A 15231-nucleotide genomic window follows, 5' to 3' on the forward strand; every position below is an offset into this window, starting at 1 on the left:
GGCGCTCATGGGGCCCGGGTTTCCGGCGCTACGGACCTGGCCTGCTGCTTCGACTCACCGGCCGCGGGGATGCCGGGGCCGGGCGGCAGCAGTTGGACGGTGACGAAGGCGACCACGGCCGCGAGGATCACCACGGGGATCATGGCGGAGCTGCCGAGCAGCAGCACCACGAGCACCACGCTGCTGACCGGCAGCCGGAGTGCGGCTGCCGATGCCGCCGCCATGCCACCGGCCATGCCCGGAATGACACCCAGGCCCGGCAGGGGCGCCAGCAGGACGCCCGTCGCGGCGCCGAGGAACAGGGCGGGGAAGATGGGGCCACCGCGCAGACTGCCCAGGCAGAGGGAGTAGGCGACGCCCTTGAAGGCCAGGACGGCGACCAGTGCCCCAACGCCCCAGGCCTGCGGATCGGCGGCCAGCTGAGCCATGGTGGCCTGGCCCGAGGAGGCGACATCCGCGGGTGAGCGGTCGGTTATCACCGTGTACAGGGCCGCGCAGACTCCGGCGCTCAGTGCGCAGAGCACCGTGGCCGCGAGGGGGCGTCGCGCCACGGCGGCGGCCGCCAGCCGTCCGCCCGAAAAGACCAGGTGCACGAGAACGGCGACGGCGACGGCCATCAGCAGGGTCCACACCACGTCTCCGGTGTCCAGGTGCGGGAGCGGCCCGGACAGTTTCAGGGTGAGGCTGCCGGTCTCGAGCCCGGTCCAGCGGTCGAAGCCGACGAAGACCAGGGACCCCACCCCGCTGGCGAGCAGGGCGGGCAGCATGACCGCGAACAGCTGCGGGCCACCCACCCCGGCGACCTCCATGAGCATCACCGCGGCGATCAGCGGGTTGCCGAAGATCGCCGAGATGGCCGACGCGGCGCCGGCCGCGCCCAGGAGCGCCGTGCTCTGCCGGGTCGCGGGTGACCGCGCGAGGTCGCGGAACAGCAGGGCGAGGCCTCCGCCGAGGGCGATCAGGGGCGCTTCCGGGCCCAGTGTCGCACCCAGCGGCAGGCTCGCGAGTGCCGCGATGATCACTCCGGGCAGCGCCTTCGCCGTGGCGCCGCCGGAATGCAGCCCGTTCGCGGGGACATGGCCGCCCGCGCCGGGCAGGCGGGTGACGACCAGGCTGACGACGAGGCCGGCGACCGGCAGCAGCACCAGCGGCCACCACCAGGGCGGGGTGCCCAGCCCCAGTGCTTCCGGCAGGTGCGCCCACATCAGGTGTTCGAGCTGGTGCAGCGCGACGAGGAACCAGAACGCGACGAGCGACACCGGGATGCCGATGAGGGCGCAGAGCACGAGCGCCCTGCGATAGGCGCGGCTGCGCAGCAGCTCACGCAGCCGGTCCGCCTCCTCCGGCTGAGCTGCGACTTCGGACGAGGCGGCAGCTCGCGGCCGCGGCTCCGGCTCGGGCTGTGTCATGGGGGGAGTCCTCAGCCGAGAACCTTCCGCTTCTCGGCCGCGAACTCCTCTTCGGTGAGAATCCCCTGAGCCTTCAGCTCACCGAGCTCCTTGAGCTTGTCGATCTTGTTGCCCATTTCGTCGTCGGGCGGCATCGGCGGTGGCGCGGCCTGCGGGGGGCTCGGAGCCGCTGCCTGCTGCTGTTGCTGTTGTTGCTGCTCGTAATCCTGCTGCGCCCACCGGCCCTCCTGCCGGCGCCTCACGCGGCCGGACACCGCTGAGGCGGTTCCGGCGACGACGGCGGTGCGGGCGACGCCGCGGATGAGTCCAGGCATCTTCGTCTCCCTCCGAGAGTCCCTCTGAGAGTTCAGGCCGCCGGAGAGCCCTCGTCCGGCTCCCCCTCGACGGCGTCCAGCGAGGCGAGCAGCGCCTGGACGGGAATCCGCCCTCCCGCCACCATCTGCGCACCACCGCGCCGCAGGGCCCGGGCCACGGGGGCGGCCCACAGGTTCTCGTAGATCAGGACCGCGGCGGAGTTGCCGGGTTCGATGGCGGCCCCGGCCTCCTCGATGTCGTCCTCGCCGAGCAGCCCCGAGGACACGCCCTCGAAGACGGTCAGGTCCAGCTCACCGTCCACCTCGGACAGCTCCAGGACCGTGACCGAACCGTCGGTGTCCTTGCGGACGAAAGTGAGGTCGAGGATGCGGATGATACGGCGGTCGACCAGGTCGACGAGCAGGGGAAAGGCCTCGCCCGTCATGCGGTTGCCGGGAAACTCCAGGACCAGGTAGTCGACGGGTCCCATGTCTTCGAAGTCCTCGCTCATGGCCACTCCTTGCAAGCGCATCAGCGGTACGGGGCGGCTCGGTGGCCACGGTGCGGCCCGGTCCCGGGCGCGCGAGTCCCTGTATGCCATTCCAGCACTCGGTCGGATGCTTCGCATTTCGGTGCGGTGGCCTGCCCGGCGGGTGCGGCGCGAGCGCGCCCGGTGCGGAGCGCGGCATTCAACTGGTCAGCTGGTAGAGGCTGTTGGCGGTGAGCCACAGCCCGAGCAGCAGACAGCCGAAGACAATCGCAGGCTCCTCGTGCCGCTCCAGCCAGTCGCGCAGGGCCTTCAGTCTGGCCCCCGCCGCCTTGGGTGCGAACACCATGTACAACTCGGCCGCGAGCAGGCTGGAAGTGGCGAGCACGGTGAACCCGAGCAGGGCCAGATACGACTCGAGATGGGACAGATCGGCTTCGAGGACGACGGTGGCGGCAGCGGCGACCAGGCCCCACGGCTGCAAGAAGACCCCGAGACCCGCCACGGACCACATGGATGCCTGGTCCAACCGTTCGGACATCGCCGAGGACTGCTCGTCAGGACGCTTGTCGGGGTGCTCGTCAGGATGCTTGTCGGGGTGTTGTCCGGCCCGGTGCTTGGGGGGCGGCGCACCGTGCCGTCCCCGCCTGTGAGCACCGTAGAGAACTAGGCCCACACCGATGGCCAGCCTGACCGCGAGACCGGCCGTGGACGGCGGCGACCTGGGCGCCGGAGGGGTCCCGCCGGTCAGCAGCAGGACCAGGGCGATCACCGTGACGAGGCAGGCGAGCCAGGCCAGGATGAAGACCAGGCCTTTCCAGATCCCCTTGCGCGACGTCAGCACCAGGACGAGCGCCATGATGGGCAACGGGTCCAGGGTGATGCCCAGGCCGATGAGGAGCAGGTCAAGGACCATGGCGCTCCCGTCGTCGGCGTCTCACCCCTCCATCGTCGCCACGGGTGACAGGGCCGCGCAAACAGAACACCGCCCCTGCGGGAGGGCACCCCGCCGCTGATCGCCGAGATGCCGACGCGGTCCGCGTCCCACAACCTGGACCCAGGGAAGGAGCGACAGCATGACGACGCGGCACCGGGCTGCCTTTCTCCGCACGTCATGGTGGACGGCACAGTTCGCCGCGCAGCGGACTCACGTTCGGTCGCTGGCAGCGCGCACCGAGGAACGCTTCCCCGTCGTGACCCATCTGACGGCCCGTATGGTCTCGGTGAACATCTTCGACTCCGCGACCCGGCTGGCCGCGCAGTGCTTTCTGACCGCCGTCCCGCTGCTGTTCGTCGTCGGTTCCTTCGCCCCTCAGGGGGTACGGCACCAGCTGGTCAGTTCCGCGAAGGCGGTCTTCGGGCTCACCGGCGCGTCCGAGGCGCAGCTGAAGCAGGTGTACCAGGGCACCAGCGGGAACCTGCGCGAGGCGACCGGCGTGATCGGCGCGCTGATGGTGCTGCTGTCCGCCACCGCGTGCAGCCGCGCGATGCAGCGGCTGTGCAAGCGTGCCTGGCAGTTCCCGAGGTCCGGCGTCAAGATCGCACCATGGCGCTGGCTGGCGTGGATCGGCGTCTGGCTGACCGTCCTGATCGTGCAGGCTCCGGTACGTGACGGTTTCGGCCTGGGCCTCTGGCTGGCCGTTCCGGTCACGGTGCTGTCCCAGACCCTGCTGTGGTGGTGGACCCAGCACCTGCTGCTCGGCGGGCACATCCGCTGGCTTCCGCTGCTGCCCGGCGCCGTGATCACCGGCGTCGCCGTGACCGTGCTGTCGATGAGCAGCAGGTACTACATGCCGCGCGCGCTCAACCGGAGCCTTGCCGAATACGGATCCGTGGGGTCGGTCTTCACTCTCCTGTCCTGGCTGATCGTGCTCTGCGTGGCGATCGCCGTCAGCATCACGGTGGGGGCCGTACTGGCGAGGGAGCCGTGGCTGGCCCGCCGGCTCGGCACCCCTGCGGCGTGGCCGCAGGGCCCTGTCCCCGGACAGGGCCCTGGCCTCTGATCCAACTTGATCCGGCGTACCCGGCTGATCCGGCCGATCCGACCTGAACCACCGGCCTGACCCGGCTGATCCGACCTGAGATGCAAGACAGGCCCCAGGGCCTGGCAGGATCCGACAGGATCCGCCGGGCAGTCACTGGCCGTGGCCGCCGAGGTGCTTGGGCGCGGGGGCGCGCTGCAGTTCGTGGCGCAGGTCGTCGAGCTCGCTGCCGCCCGCCATCTGCCGGGTGAGCTCGTCGAGAGTGATCTCCTGCTTGGTGTGGCTGCCGGACATCGTGCCTCGCTTGAGCAGGACGAACCGGTCGCCGACGAGATAGGCGTGGTGCGGGTTGTGGGTGATCAGGACCACGCCGAGACCGGCGTCCCGCGCCGCCGCCACGTACTTGAGCACGACGCCGGACTGCTTGACGCCGAGGGCCGCCGTGGGCTCGTCGAGGACCAGCACCTTGGCGCCGAAGTAGACGGCCCGGGCGATCGCCACGCACTGGCGTTCGCCGCCGGACAGGGTGCCGATGGGCTGGTCGACGTCGCGCAGGTCGATGCCCATGCGCAGCAGCTCGGAGCGGGTGGTCTCGCGCATGAGCCCGACGTCGAGGCGCTTGAAGGGGCCGCTGCCCTTCGTCGGCTCGGAGCCGAGGAAGAAGTTCCGCCAGACGGGCATCAGGGGCACGACGGCGAGGTCCTGGTAGACCGTGGCGATGCCCCGGTCGAGGGCTTCGCGCGGAGAGCTGAGGGTGGTCTTCTCGCCCTCGATCGACAAGGTGCCCGCGTCGTGCTGGTGCAGTCCGGCGATGATCTTGATGAGGGTGGACTTTCCGGCGCCGTTGTCCCCGAGGACACAGCTGATCTCGCCCGCGTGGACCTCGAGGGAGACGCCTTCGAGGGCACGGATGTTTCCGTAGTACTTACTGACGTCGTCGAGCTCGACGAGGGCCGCCTTGTCCGTCATCGCGCCTCCGTTCTGTTCGCTCACGAACTCGCCTCCGCGCGCTTGCGGACCCATGCGTTCAGCAGGGTGGCCAGGAGGAGCATCGCTCCGAGGAAGAACTTGAACCAGTCCGGGTTCCACTCCGCGTACACGATGCCCTTGCTGGTCATGCCGAAGATGAAGGCACCGACCGCGGAGCCGATCGCCGAGCCGTAGCCGCCGGTGATCAGGCAGCCGCCGATGACGGCCGCGATGATGTAGATCAGCTCGTTGCCGACGCCCTCGCCGGACTGGACGACATCGAACGAGAACAGCAGATGCTGGCCGGAGATCCAGGCACAGAACGCCACGCCCATGTACAGGCCGATCTTGGTCTTCGTCACCGGGACACCGACCGCGCGGGCCGCACCGGAGCCGCCCCCCACCGCGAAGATCCAGTTGCCGAAGCGGGTGCGCAGCAGGATCCAGGTGGCGATCGCGACCAGTCCGATCCACCACAGAATGGTGACCTTGAGATCCACGTTGCCGATGGTGAGCTGCGAGGCGAACAGGTTCTTGGCGGAGGAGAAGCCCTCCATGTCGGCGATGGTCTTCGTCGACACCGTGCCGCTGATGAGTTTGGTGAAGCCGAGGTTCAGCCCGGTCAGCATCAGGAACGTACCGAGCGTGATGATGAAGCTCGGCAGTTTCGTGCGGGTCAGCATGACGCCGTTGAAGGCGCCGATCGCGAGGGTGACCAGCAGGGACACGAGGATGCCGAGCCAGACGTTCGCCGTCATCTGATAGCTGAACATCGAGGAGATCAGCGCGGAGCTGGTCACCAGCACACCGGCGGAGAGGTCGAACTCGCCGCCGATCATCAGCAGGGCGACCGGGACGGCCATGATGCCGATCGTGGACGCCGCGTACAGCACGGTGCTCATGCTGGAGGGCTGCAGAAAGCTGTCGGCGACGATCGAGAAGAAGACGAAGACGGCGGCCGCGCCGACGACGGAGCCCAGTTCGGGGCGTCCGAGCAGCTTCTTCAGCGGCGAGGTGTGCAGCAGCCGCTCGTCGGCGGCGCCGGTCCTGTCCTGTGCGGGTGGTGCGGTCGCGGTCATCGGGTCCCCCGCTCCGTGTAGTCCTGCAGTTCGGCGGCGTCCTTCTGGGTGATGATCTGCGGTCCGGTGAGGACGGGCCGTCCGCCGCCGAGCACATCGGCGTTGTAGCGGTGGAGCCACAGCAGATCCACCGCCTCGTAGCCCTGGAGGTAGGGCTGCTGGTCGACGGCGAAGCCGAGCCGGCCGGCCTGGAGCGCGGTGGCGACCTTGGCGTTCAGATCGAAGGTGTCGATCTCGGCCTTGCTCTCCGCGGTCAGCCTGGCCTGGACGGCGGCGTCCGCGAAGGGCGCGCCGAGGGTGACCACGGCGTCGATGGACCGGTCGGTCTGAAGTTTGGCCTCGATGGACGCCTGGACGTCGGGCATGTTGGTGCCGTCGACGTACAGGTTCAGCAGATCCCCGTCGAAGGTCTTCTTCACGCCGGCGCAGCGCTGTTCATGGCCGACGTTGCCCTGCTCGTGCAGCACGCACAGGGCTTTCTTCCTGCCGCGCTTGTCGAGCTCGTCACCGACGGCCTCGCCCGCGATCGTCTCGTCCTGGCCGATATGGGCCAGGGCGCCGTACGCCTTGGACTGCTCGGAGCCGGAGTTCACGGTGATCACCGGGATTCCGGCCCGGGTGGCCTTGGTGACGACGTCCTTCATCGCGTCCGGCTTGGCGAGCGTGACGATCAGCCCGTCGACCTTCTTGTCGATGTACGAGTCGACGAGCTGGGCCTGCTGCTGCGCGTCGTCGCTGTGGGCGTACAGGAAGTTGATGTTGTCCTTCACGGAGGCCTGCTCGGAGCCGCGCTGGACGATGTCCCAGAAGGTGTCGCCGTCTCCCGAGTGGGTGACCATGGCGAAGGTCCAGCGGGGCGTGCCGACCGCGGCGCGGCCCTCGGCCTCGGCCGCCTTCCTGGCGTCCTCGGCGCGTTTGCCGCCGGTTGCGCTGCACCCCGCCAGGGAGGCACCGAGCACCGCCGCCAGCAACGCGCCGATCGCACGTACCCCTGTCCGAACCCTTGCCACGACGCCGTGCCCCTCTTGCTGTGCCTGGTGTACTCCGGGGTAAGTATCCCTGAGCACGATCGCGGGGGTGGCGGGCGGGTGTGACATGGCACAGGTCACGGTGTACGTCATCGCGTGCCGTCGGCCGTGAGCTTCTCCAGGGCGGGGACGTCCTTCTCGGTCACCAGCGCGGGCCCGGTGAGCACCGGCTTGCCGCCGCCGATGACATTGCCGTTCGTCTTGTTCAGCCACAGCTCGTCGATGGCGAGATAGCCCTGGAGGTAGGGCTGCTGGTCGACGGCGAAGCCGATCTCCTTGGCCTTGAGGCGCTTGACGACCTCGGCGTTGAGGTCGAAGGTGTCGATCTCGGCCTGCGAGGCGGCGCCCTGCTTGGCCTGGACGGAGGCGGCGGCGAACGGCGCGCCGAGCGTGACGATCGCGTCGATGTCCTTGCCGCTCTGCAGTTTCGCCTCGATGGAGGAGGTGGAGGCGGGCATGTTGGTGCCGTCGACGTTGAGGTTCTCGACGGTGCCCTTGAAGGTCTTCTTCACGCCGGCGCAGCGGTCCTCGAGTGAGACGTTGCCCTGCTCGTGGATGACGCAGACCGCCTTCTTCTTTCCGCGTCTGGTGAGTTCCTCGCCGACGGCCTCGCCGGCCACGGACTCGTCCTGTCCGATGTGGCTGAGCGCGCCGACCGCCTCGGAGAACTGTCCGCCCGAGTTGATGGTGACGACGGGTATCCCGGCCGCGACGGCCTTCTTGACGACGTCCCTGACGGCTTCCGGCTTGGCGAGGGTGACGACGATGCCGTCGACCTTCTGGTCGATGTACGTCTGGACGAGCTGGGCCTGCTCCTTGCCCTCCTTGTTCGCCGCGTAGAGGAACTCCACGTTGTCCTTCGCCGCGGCGTCCTTGGCGCCCCGCTGGACGATGTCCCAGAACGTGTCGCCCTCGCCGGAGTGGGTCACCATGGCGATCTTCAGCCGCTTGGTCGTGGCGGCCTTCCCGCCGCCGGTGCCCTGCGGCTTCTCCTCGGCGCCCTTGCCGCCGGAGCCGCTGCATCCGGCCGCGGCAAGTGCGAGTGCGGCGAGCAGAACTGCTGCCGTGCGGGGTGTGCGCATGGTGGATCCGCCTTCTCTCCCGGCCGCCCGATTGCGGCTGGGTCCGTTCTACGGAGGCGACACCGACCAGTCAATACTTTGTCCGAACATTCTTACGCCAAACTTGCGCCGCACTGGCTCGAATCCGTTCCCTTTCGTTCCCTGTCAGGTTCGCTCCCTGTCAGGGCCGGGCCGTACGAGCAGCTGGGAGGTCACGGCCGTACGAGCAGCTGGAACTCGAAGGCGTACCGCGAGGCCCGGTAGACGTGCGAGCCGAATTCGACGGCGCGCCCGGTGTCGTCGAAGGTGGTGCGCTCCATCGTGAGCAGCGGGGCGCCCGCCTCCTCGCCGAGCAGCGCGGCCTCGTCCCCGGTGGCGGCCCGAGCCCCGACCGACTGCCGGGCGCTGTGCAGGGTGATGCCCGCGGCGCGCATCATCCGGTAGAGGCCGGTGGACTCCAGTTGTTCGGTGTCCAGCGGGAGCAGCCCGGTGGGCAGATGGTTGCGCAGGCGCGCCATCGGCTCGCCGTGCGCGGAGCGCAGCCGCTCGACCATGTGCACGTCGCTGCCCTCCGGCACCCCGAGGGCCGCCGCGACCTCGGCGGTCGCGGCCTCGATGGTGTTCTGCAGTACGCGGGTGGCCGGACGCTGGCCCGCCGCCTCGAGGTCGTCGTAGAGGCTGCTCAGCTCCAGCGGTCGTTTGACCTGGCTGTGCACGACCTGGGTGCCCACTCCGCGGCGCCGCACCAGCAGCCCCTTGTCGACCAGCGACTGGATGGCCTGGCGCACGGTGGGCCGGGACAGGCCGAGCCTGCCCGCCAGCTCGATCTCGTTGCCGAGCAGGCTGCCGGGGGTGAGTGTTCCGTGCTCGATGGCGGCCTCCAGCTGCTGGGAGAGCTGGAAGTACAGCGGAACCGGACTGGTGCGGTCCACACTGAGCGGGAGCGACACGGCGGCGTCCGGCGTGTCTCTTGGCTGCTTGGGCACGCTGCGAGCGTAGCCGCAGGGCCTGTTGACGGGAAGTTGTGTCGTTCGATTGTCAGGACAAATGCTTGACAGGGCCACGGGGCGGACTCCACCTTGGGGCCATGCGCATCGGACTTATCGGAACCGGACGTATCGGCGCCTTTCACGCGGGCGTCCTCAGCCGTCATCGCGAGGTCGGCTCCCTGGTGGTCGCCGACACGGACGCCCAGCGGGCGCGCGAGGTCGCGGACCGCATCGACGCCACCGCCGCCCCCTCCGTCGACGAGATCTTCACCTGGGGCGTCGACGCCGTCGTCATCGCCTCCGCCACCGCCGCCCACGCCGATCTGATCGGCCGGGCCGCCCGCGCCGGGCTGCCCGCCTTCTGCGAGAAGCCGATCGCACTGGACCTGCCCGGGACGCTCGGCGCGCTGCGCGAGGTGGAGAGCGCGGGCACCGTGCTCCAGCTCGGCTTCATGCGCCGCTTCGACGCGGGGTACGGGGCGGCGCGTGAGCTGGTGCGCTCGGGGCGGCTGGGCCGGCTGCACACCGTCCGGGCCATCACCTCCGACCCGGCTCCGCCGCCCGCCGCGTATCTGCCGCTGTCCGGCGGCCTGTACCGCGACTGCCTGGTCCACGACTTCGACATCCTGCGCTGGATCACGGGCCGGGAGATCGTGGAGGTGTACGCCACCGGCTCGGACGCCGGGCCCGCGATGTTCCGCGAGGCGGGCGACGTCGACACCGCGGCTGCGGTGCTGACCCTCGATGACGGAACCCTGGCCTCCGCCACCGCCACCCGCTGCAACGGCGCCGGCTACGACGTCCGCATGGAGCTGTGCGGCGAGTCCGACACGGTCGCCGTCGGCCTCGACGACCGTACGCCGATCACCTCCACCGAGCCCCAGGGCGCACCCGCCGCCGACAAGCCCTGGCCGGGCTTCCTGGAGCGGTTCGCCCCGGCGTACGAGGCCGAGCTGGACGCGTTCATCCAGGTCGCCGCCGGCGAACTGGCCAACCCCTGCGACGGCCGCGAGGCCCTGGAGGCGCTGCGCGTCGCGGAGGCCTGCGAACTGTCCCGGCGGGAGCGGCGCCCGGTACGGATGGAGGAGATCGCGGGCGGCTGAGGCCGGCCGAGGGCCTGTCCGGCGGACGATCTCAGCCTCATCCGCCGGCGCCCTCGTCGTGGCTCAGCTGCCGGACGGGTCCGGGGCCCGCCCCTGACCGGCGTGGCAGGCGTCGAGGCGGCGCAGGTGGTGATCCAGGGTGGTGACCGTGTGCCGGATCTGCTCGGGGGTGTGATCGCAGGTGACGAAGAAGCGCAGCCGGGTCATCTCCTCGGGCACGGCCGGATGGAGGATGGGGTTGACGCTGATTCCGTCCTGCTGGAGGGCCTGGGCGAGTTGCAGCGTTTTCAGTGAGTCACCGGTGATGCACGGGATGACCGGGGTGTCATGGCTGTCGCCGGTGTTGATGCCGGCCTGGCGGGCCAGGGTGAGGAAGAGGGCGGCGTTCTCCCTCAGCCGGGCCGTGCGCCAGGGCTCGGCCCGCAGGGTCCGGAGCGCGGCGAGGCTGGCGGCGGCGTTCGCGGGGGTCATGCCGGCGCTGTAGATGAAGCCGGGCGCGGTGTAGCGCAGGTAGTCGATGGTGGCGCTGTCGGCCGCGACGTAACCGCCGCAGCTGGCCAGGGCCTTGGACAGGGTGCCCGCCCACAGGTCGACCGAGGAGCGGCCGACGTCGAAGTGCTCGCCGATGCCGCGGCCGTGGTCGCCGATCACGCCGATGCTGTGGGCCTCGTCGATCATGATCAGGGCCCCATGGCGTTCCTTGACCTCGATGAGGGCGGGCAGGTCGGCGATGTCGCCGTCCATGCTGTACACGCCCTCGATGACGACGAGGACGCGCCGGTACTGATGGCGTACGCGGGCCAGCAGCGCGTCGAGGGCGGCCGCGTCGTTGTGCGGGAAGGGCCGGCGTGTGGCGCCGGAGAGGGCGCAGCCCTGCAGGATGCTGTCGTGGGCGAGGGCATCGTGGACGATCAGGTCCCCCGGCCCGACCAGGTGCCCGATGACGGTGACGTTGGTGGCGTGTCCGCCCACCATGGTGATGGCGTCCTCGCAGCCCAGGGTGGCGGCGAGTTCGGCTTCGAGCTGAACGTGGAGCGGGCGGCTGCCGGACAGCAGGCGGCTGGCGGAGACCGAGGTGCCGAGCTCTTCGACGGCGTCCTTGGCCGCCTGGCCGACCTCGGGGTGGGTGGCCATGCCCAGGTAGTTGTAGCTGGAGAAAGAGATCAGTTCCTGGCCGCCGATGACGGTGGTGTCATTGATCGCGCCTTCGTGGACCAGGAAGTACGGGTTGGTCAGGTCCAGCTGGTCGAGCATGCCGAGGCGTTCGCTGTGCGCGGTGACCTCGGGGAAGCTCGCGATCCGCGTCTGCTCCTCGGGCAGGGCGGCCGGGACCGGTGCCGGGTCGCGCTCCGGAGCGGCGGGCGTGGGCGCAACCGCGGGCGCGGGTGCGCTCGTGGGCGGGGAGTTCCCGTAGCTGTCGGTGATCATGGTGATGACGGAGTCGACCGTGGGCCGGGTGCAGGTGGTGTCGACGGTCAGGGCGGGCCAGTGCCGCTTGAGGGAGGCGAACAGGTCGGTCAGCATCAGGGAGTCGAAGCCGAGCTCGTCGATGAGCAGTTGGTCGGTGCGCAGGTGCTCCACCGGGAACGCACTGATCCGGGCCACCTGCGCGAGCACGGTCTCGTTCACCTGGGCCGGGTCCGGGGCGGCAGCACCGGTGGACTCGGTGGGCTGCCCGGCGGGCTCGGCCGCGGGCGGTGTGGTGGGGGCGGGTATGGGCAAGGTCTGTGCCGGGGGCGGGGTGGTGGGGGCGGGGAGCGCTTCACTGAGGCGGCTGAGCATCGTCACCTGCTCTTGGATCATGTTGATCAGTTCGTGCATGAGGGTCTCCGGGGTGGGGGCGGCGGGGGTGTGGGCGAGTGCGGTGCGGGGCGCCGGGACGGCGGCCGGTACGGGGTCGGGGGCCGTGGCGCGGGCGGGGTCGGGGGCCGTGGCGCGGGCGGGGTCGGTGGCGGTCTTCGGCTTGGCCTTGGGCTTGGCCTTGGCCTTGGGCTTGTCGTGAAGCACCCAGTAGGACTGGGTTTCCAGCCGTGCCACGGGCAGGTCGACATATCGGCGCTGCGGTGCGGGAACGAGGGTGCGGAAGTCGACGGGAGCACCCAGGACGGCCAGGCGCGCGAGGGCGCGCAGGAAGCCGCGGGTGCCGTCGGGAGTGGACCCGTCGGTGGCGATGACATGGATGTCGTCGTGACCGGCGAGGGTGCGGCGGACGGCGGTGAGCAGGGAGCCACCGCCGGTGACCTGGACGAAGACGCGGGCGCCGGTCTCGTAGGCCGTGCGGACGGCCTCGGTGAACCGGACCGGTGCCGAGGCGTGACGGGCCCACGCGTCGCGCAGTTCGGCCGCGCCGGCGCACCGGGTGCCCGTGACGCTGGAGACGAACGGGAGCTGAGGGCTGGTCAGGGCACGGTCGGCGAGGTCGGTGCGCATGGCGTTCTCGGCGCCGGCGAGCCGGGGTGAGTGGAAGGCGTTGGACACCTGCAGGGAGGCGGTGACGATGCCCTTGCCGGCGCAGCGGTCGCGCAGGGTGTCCAGCGCCTCGGTGGTGCCGCTGACCACGAGCTGCCGTGGCTGGTTGAAGCAGGCGAGCCAGGCGTCGTCGATGTCGTGGATCAGCTCCCGGCAAGTGTCCTCGTCGGTCTGCACGGCGAGCATCCCGCCGCGGGGCTCGGCCTCGGCCTCGCGCAGGAGGGCACCGCGCTGTGCGAGCAGGTCGAGGGCTTCGTCGTCGGTGAGGGCGCCTGCGGCCGCACCGGCGGCGAACTCGCCGACGCTGTGGCCGAGGGCGAGGTCGGGGGTCAGCCCGCAGCCGGCCAGCAGCCGCGTGGTGGCGATCTGGACGGTGCCCAGCAGGGGCTGGCACACCTCCGTGTCGGCCATGCGCTGCTTGCGCTCGGTCTCGTCCCGGTCGGCGCCCTGGCCGTAGAGGAGGTCGGTGAGGTCGATGCCGGTGTGCCGGGCTGCGGGCACGGCAAGGGCGTCGATGGAGGCGCGGAAGCCGGCGAACCGCTGGTGGAGATCGCCCATCATGTGCGGGCGCTGGCTGCCCTGGCCGGGGTAGAGGAAGGCGATCCGGCGCTGTGCGGGCGGCAGCGGGGCGTCGGCGGCGAATGCGCCGTCGCCGAGGTCGCCGCGGGCGCCGTCGGCGAGTTGGCCGGCGGCCCGGCGCAGCCGCTGGACGAACTCGTCCCGCTCCGCTGCGACGATCGCCAGTCGGGCGGTCAGCGGCTCGCGGCCGCCCAGGGTGTGGGCCAGGGCCGCGACGGACCAGGAGGAGTCGGCCTCCAGGGTCTGGAGCAGGTCGGCGATGTGCTGTTGCAGCAGCGGCATGTTGCCGGCCGAGAGCAGCACGAGGTGGGGTTCGGCGGCCTGTTCCTCCGGCGTCTCGAACGTGGCCGGTGTGCCGGGGCCGGTCGGCGTGCAGAGTGCGGGAGTGGAGTCAGGTGCCTGCTGCAGGATGGCGTGGACGTTGGTGCCGCCGAAGCCGAAAGAGCTGACGGCGGCGCACAGCGGGGAGGTGCCGTTCGTCCAGGGGCGGGCGCCGTCGGCGAAGCGCAGTCCGGCGGCGTCGATACCGAGGTCCGGGTGGGGGGTGACATCCGGCTGCGGCGGAACGGTCCGGTGGTGGACGACCAGGGCGGTCTTGATCAGTCCGGCGACGCCTGCGGCGGACAGGGAGTGGCCGATGAGGGCCTTCCCGGAGGCGAGGTAGCAGAGGCTGGGGTCGTCGTCGGGGTGTTCGGTACGCAGCCTGCGCAGCGCTTCGGCCTCGATGCGGTCGCCGACGGTGGTGCCGGTGCCGTGGGCCTCGATGAAGCCGATCGCCGACGGCGGCAGGCCGGCGTCGGCGTACGCGCGGCGCATGGCGCGCAGCTGCCCCTCGGCGGTGGGGGCCAGCGGCCCGGGGGCCGCACCGTCGTTGGCGGAACCGATGCCCTTGATGACGGCGTAGACGCGGTCTCCGTCGGCGAGGGCGTCGGCGAGCGGCCGCAGTACGACGGCTCCGGCTCCTTCGCCGAGGACGAAACCGTCGGCCCGCTCGTCGAAGGGGCGGCACACCCCGGCGGCGGAGAGAGCGCCGAGTTTGGAGAAGCCCACGAGGCTGTCGGGGGTGAGGCTGAGGTAGACGCCGCCGACGAGGGCGTTCGAGCAGGTGCCCTGGCGCAGGTGGGCGACGGCCTGGTCGAGGGCGATGAGCGACCCTGAGCAGGCGGCGTCGACGGCGAAGCTGGGGCCGCCGAGGTCGAACTGCTGGCTGACGGCGGCGGGCGCCATGTTGAGCAGGCTGCCGGGCAGAGTGAAGGTCTGCACCGCGTTGAGCTGCTCGGCCTGCTCCTTGACGGTGCGCAGCATCTCCGGGTCGGCCTCGCCGCCGAGCGAGCCGTCGGCGAGGGTGATGGCCCGGATCCGGGCCGCCATGAGCTCCTTGTAGTCGGACACCGACATGCCGAAGAAGACTCCTGTGCGTTCCCGGTCGAAGTCGCCGCGGCCCCATCCGGCGTCGTCGAGCGCCTCGCGGGTGACGTCGAGCATCAGCCGGTGCTGCGGGTCCATGGCCAGGGCGCGCCGCGGCGGCAGGCCGTAGTGCAGGGCGGCGAAGCGATCCACGTCGGTGAGGAAGGCGACCTGGTCGGTGTAGGCGGCGTGGGTGGCACGCCGGTTGTCGGGCTCGTAGAAGGTGGCGTGGTTCCAGCGCTCGGGCGGAACGGCGGAGAACTGCCGCTCGCCGCTCAGGAGGAGCTTCCAGTACGCCGGGATGTCCGCGGCGCCGGGGAAGCGGCAGCCGAGTCCGACGATGGCGATGTCAGTCATGAGGGGCCTTCTTTGGTC

The 15231-nt window shown here is 70.7% G+C and carries 12 protein-coding genes; 2 read left to right on the plus strand and 10 right to left on the minus strand.

All coding sequences use genetic code 11. The annotated features are described in order from the left end of the window. Nucleotides 1-5: 5 nt before the first annotated feature. The 4 genes from ACWGI8_RS08415 to ACWGI8_RS08430 form a co-directional block, all read right to left on the minus strand. Nucleotides 6-1409, minus strand: a complete 1404-nt coding sequence (locus tag ACWGI8_RS08415) for a chloride channel protein (protein ID WP_453659342.1) — start codon at nt 1407-1409, stop codon at nt 6-8. An 11-nt stretch (nt 1410-1420) separates the two neighbouring features. Continuing rightward, nucleotides 1421-1723, minus strand: a complete 303-nt coding sequence (locus tag ACWGI8_RS08420; RefSeq protein ID WP_453659343.1) for an SHOCT domain-containing protein — start codon at nt 1721-1723, stop codon at nt 1421-1423. A gap of 32 nt (nt 1724-1755) precedes the next feature. Next, entirely contained in the window at nt 1756-2214 is a 459-nt protein-coding gene (locus ACWGI8_RS08425; RefSeq protein WP_453659344.1) for a DUF6325 family protein, read from the minus strand. Nucleotides 2215-2392: 178 nt separating this feature from the next. Beyond that, nucleotides 2393-3106, minus strand: coding sequence for a GAP family protein (locus tag ACWGI8_RS08430; RefSeq protein ID WP_453659345.1), 714 nt, complete (start codon nt 3104-3106; stop codon nt 2393-2395). 160 nt (nt 3107-3266) lie between these two features. Here ACWGI8_RS08430 and ACWGI8_RS08435 point away from each other — a divergent pair, with 160 nt between their 5' ends. Continuing rightward, the gene (locus ACWGI8_RS08435) at nt 3267-4193 is read left to right on the plus strand and encodes a YhjD/YihY/BrkB family envelope integrity protein (RefSeq protein WP_453659346.1); all 927 of its coding nucleotides are present in this window, start codon (nt 3267-3269) and stop codon (nt 4191-4193) included. Between the two features lie 132 nt (nt 4194-4325). Here the strand turns inward: ACWGI8_RS08435 and ACWGI8_RS08440 are convergent, their stop codons facing one another. The 5 genes from ACWGI8_RS08440 to ACWGI8_RS08460 all read right to left on the minus strand — a co-directional run bounded on the left by ACWGI8_RS08440 (nt 4326) and on the right by ACWGI8_RS08460 (nt 9241). Continuing rightward, complete coding sequence (locus ACWGI8_RS08440; protein ID WP_453659361.1) at nt 4326-5141, minus strand: ATP-binding cassette domain-containing protein; 816 nt, start codon at nt 5139-5141, stop codon at nt 4326-4328. 20 nt (nt 5142-5161) lie between these two features. Then, a complete protein-coding gene (locus ACWGI8_RS08445) occupies nt 5162-6220 on the minus strand; it encodes an ABC transporter permease (RefSeq protein WP_453659347.1) in 1059 nt (352 codons plus the stop codon). Beyond that, nucleotides 6217-7230, minus strand: coding sequence for a sugar ABC transporter substrate-binding protein (locus ACWGI8_RS08450; protein WP_453659348.1), 1014 nt, complete (start codon nt 7228-7230; stop codon nt 6217-6219). Before ACWGI8_RS08450 ends, ACWGI8_RS08445 begins: the two co-directional genes overlap by 4 nt. Before the next feature lie 107 nt (nt 7231-7337). Then, nucleotides 7338-8330, minus strand: a complete 993-nt coding sequence (locus ACWGI8_RS08455) for a sugar ABC transporter substrate-binding protein (protein WP_453659349.1) — start codon at nt 8328-8330, stop codon at nt 7338-7340. A 191-nt stretch (nt 8331-8521) separates the two neighbouring features. Next, on the minus strand, nt 8522-9241 hold the full coding sequence (locus ACWGI8_RS08460; RefSeq protein WP_453659362.1) for a GntR family transcriptional regulator: 720 nt from the start codon (nt 9239-9241) through the stop codon (nt 8522-8524). Between the two features lie 155 nt (nt 9242-9396). On the opposite strand from ACWGI8_RS08460, the gene ACWGI8_RS08465 reads away from it, so the two are divergent. Next, nucleotides 9397-10401: a Gfo/Idh/MocA family protein gene (locus tag ACWGI8_RS08465; RefSeq protein WP_453659350.1), complete on the plus strand. Its 1005-nt coding sequence runs from the start codon at nt 9397-9399 to the stop codon at nt 10399-10401. A 63-nt stretch (nt 10402-10464) separates the two neighbouring features. Here ACWGI8_RS08465 and ACWGI8_RS08470 read toward each other — a convergent pair whose 3' ends face one another. Next, nucleotides 10465-15213, minus strand: coding sequence for a type I polyketide synthase (locus ACWGI8_RS08470; RefSeq protein ID WP_453659351.1), 4749 nt, complete (start codon nt 15211-15213; stop codon nt 10465-10467). Nucleotides 15214-15231: the final 18 nt, after the last annotated feature.

This window comes from Streptomyces sp. NPDC054841 (genome assembly GCF_053611045.1).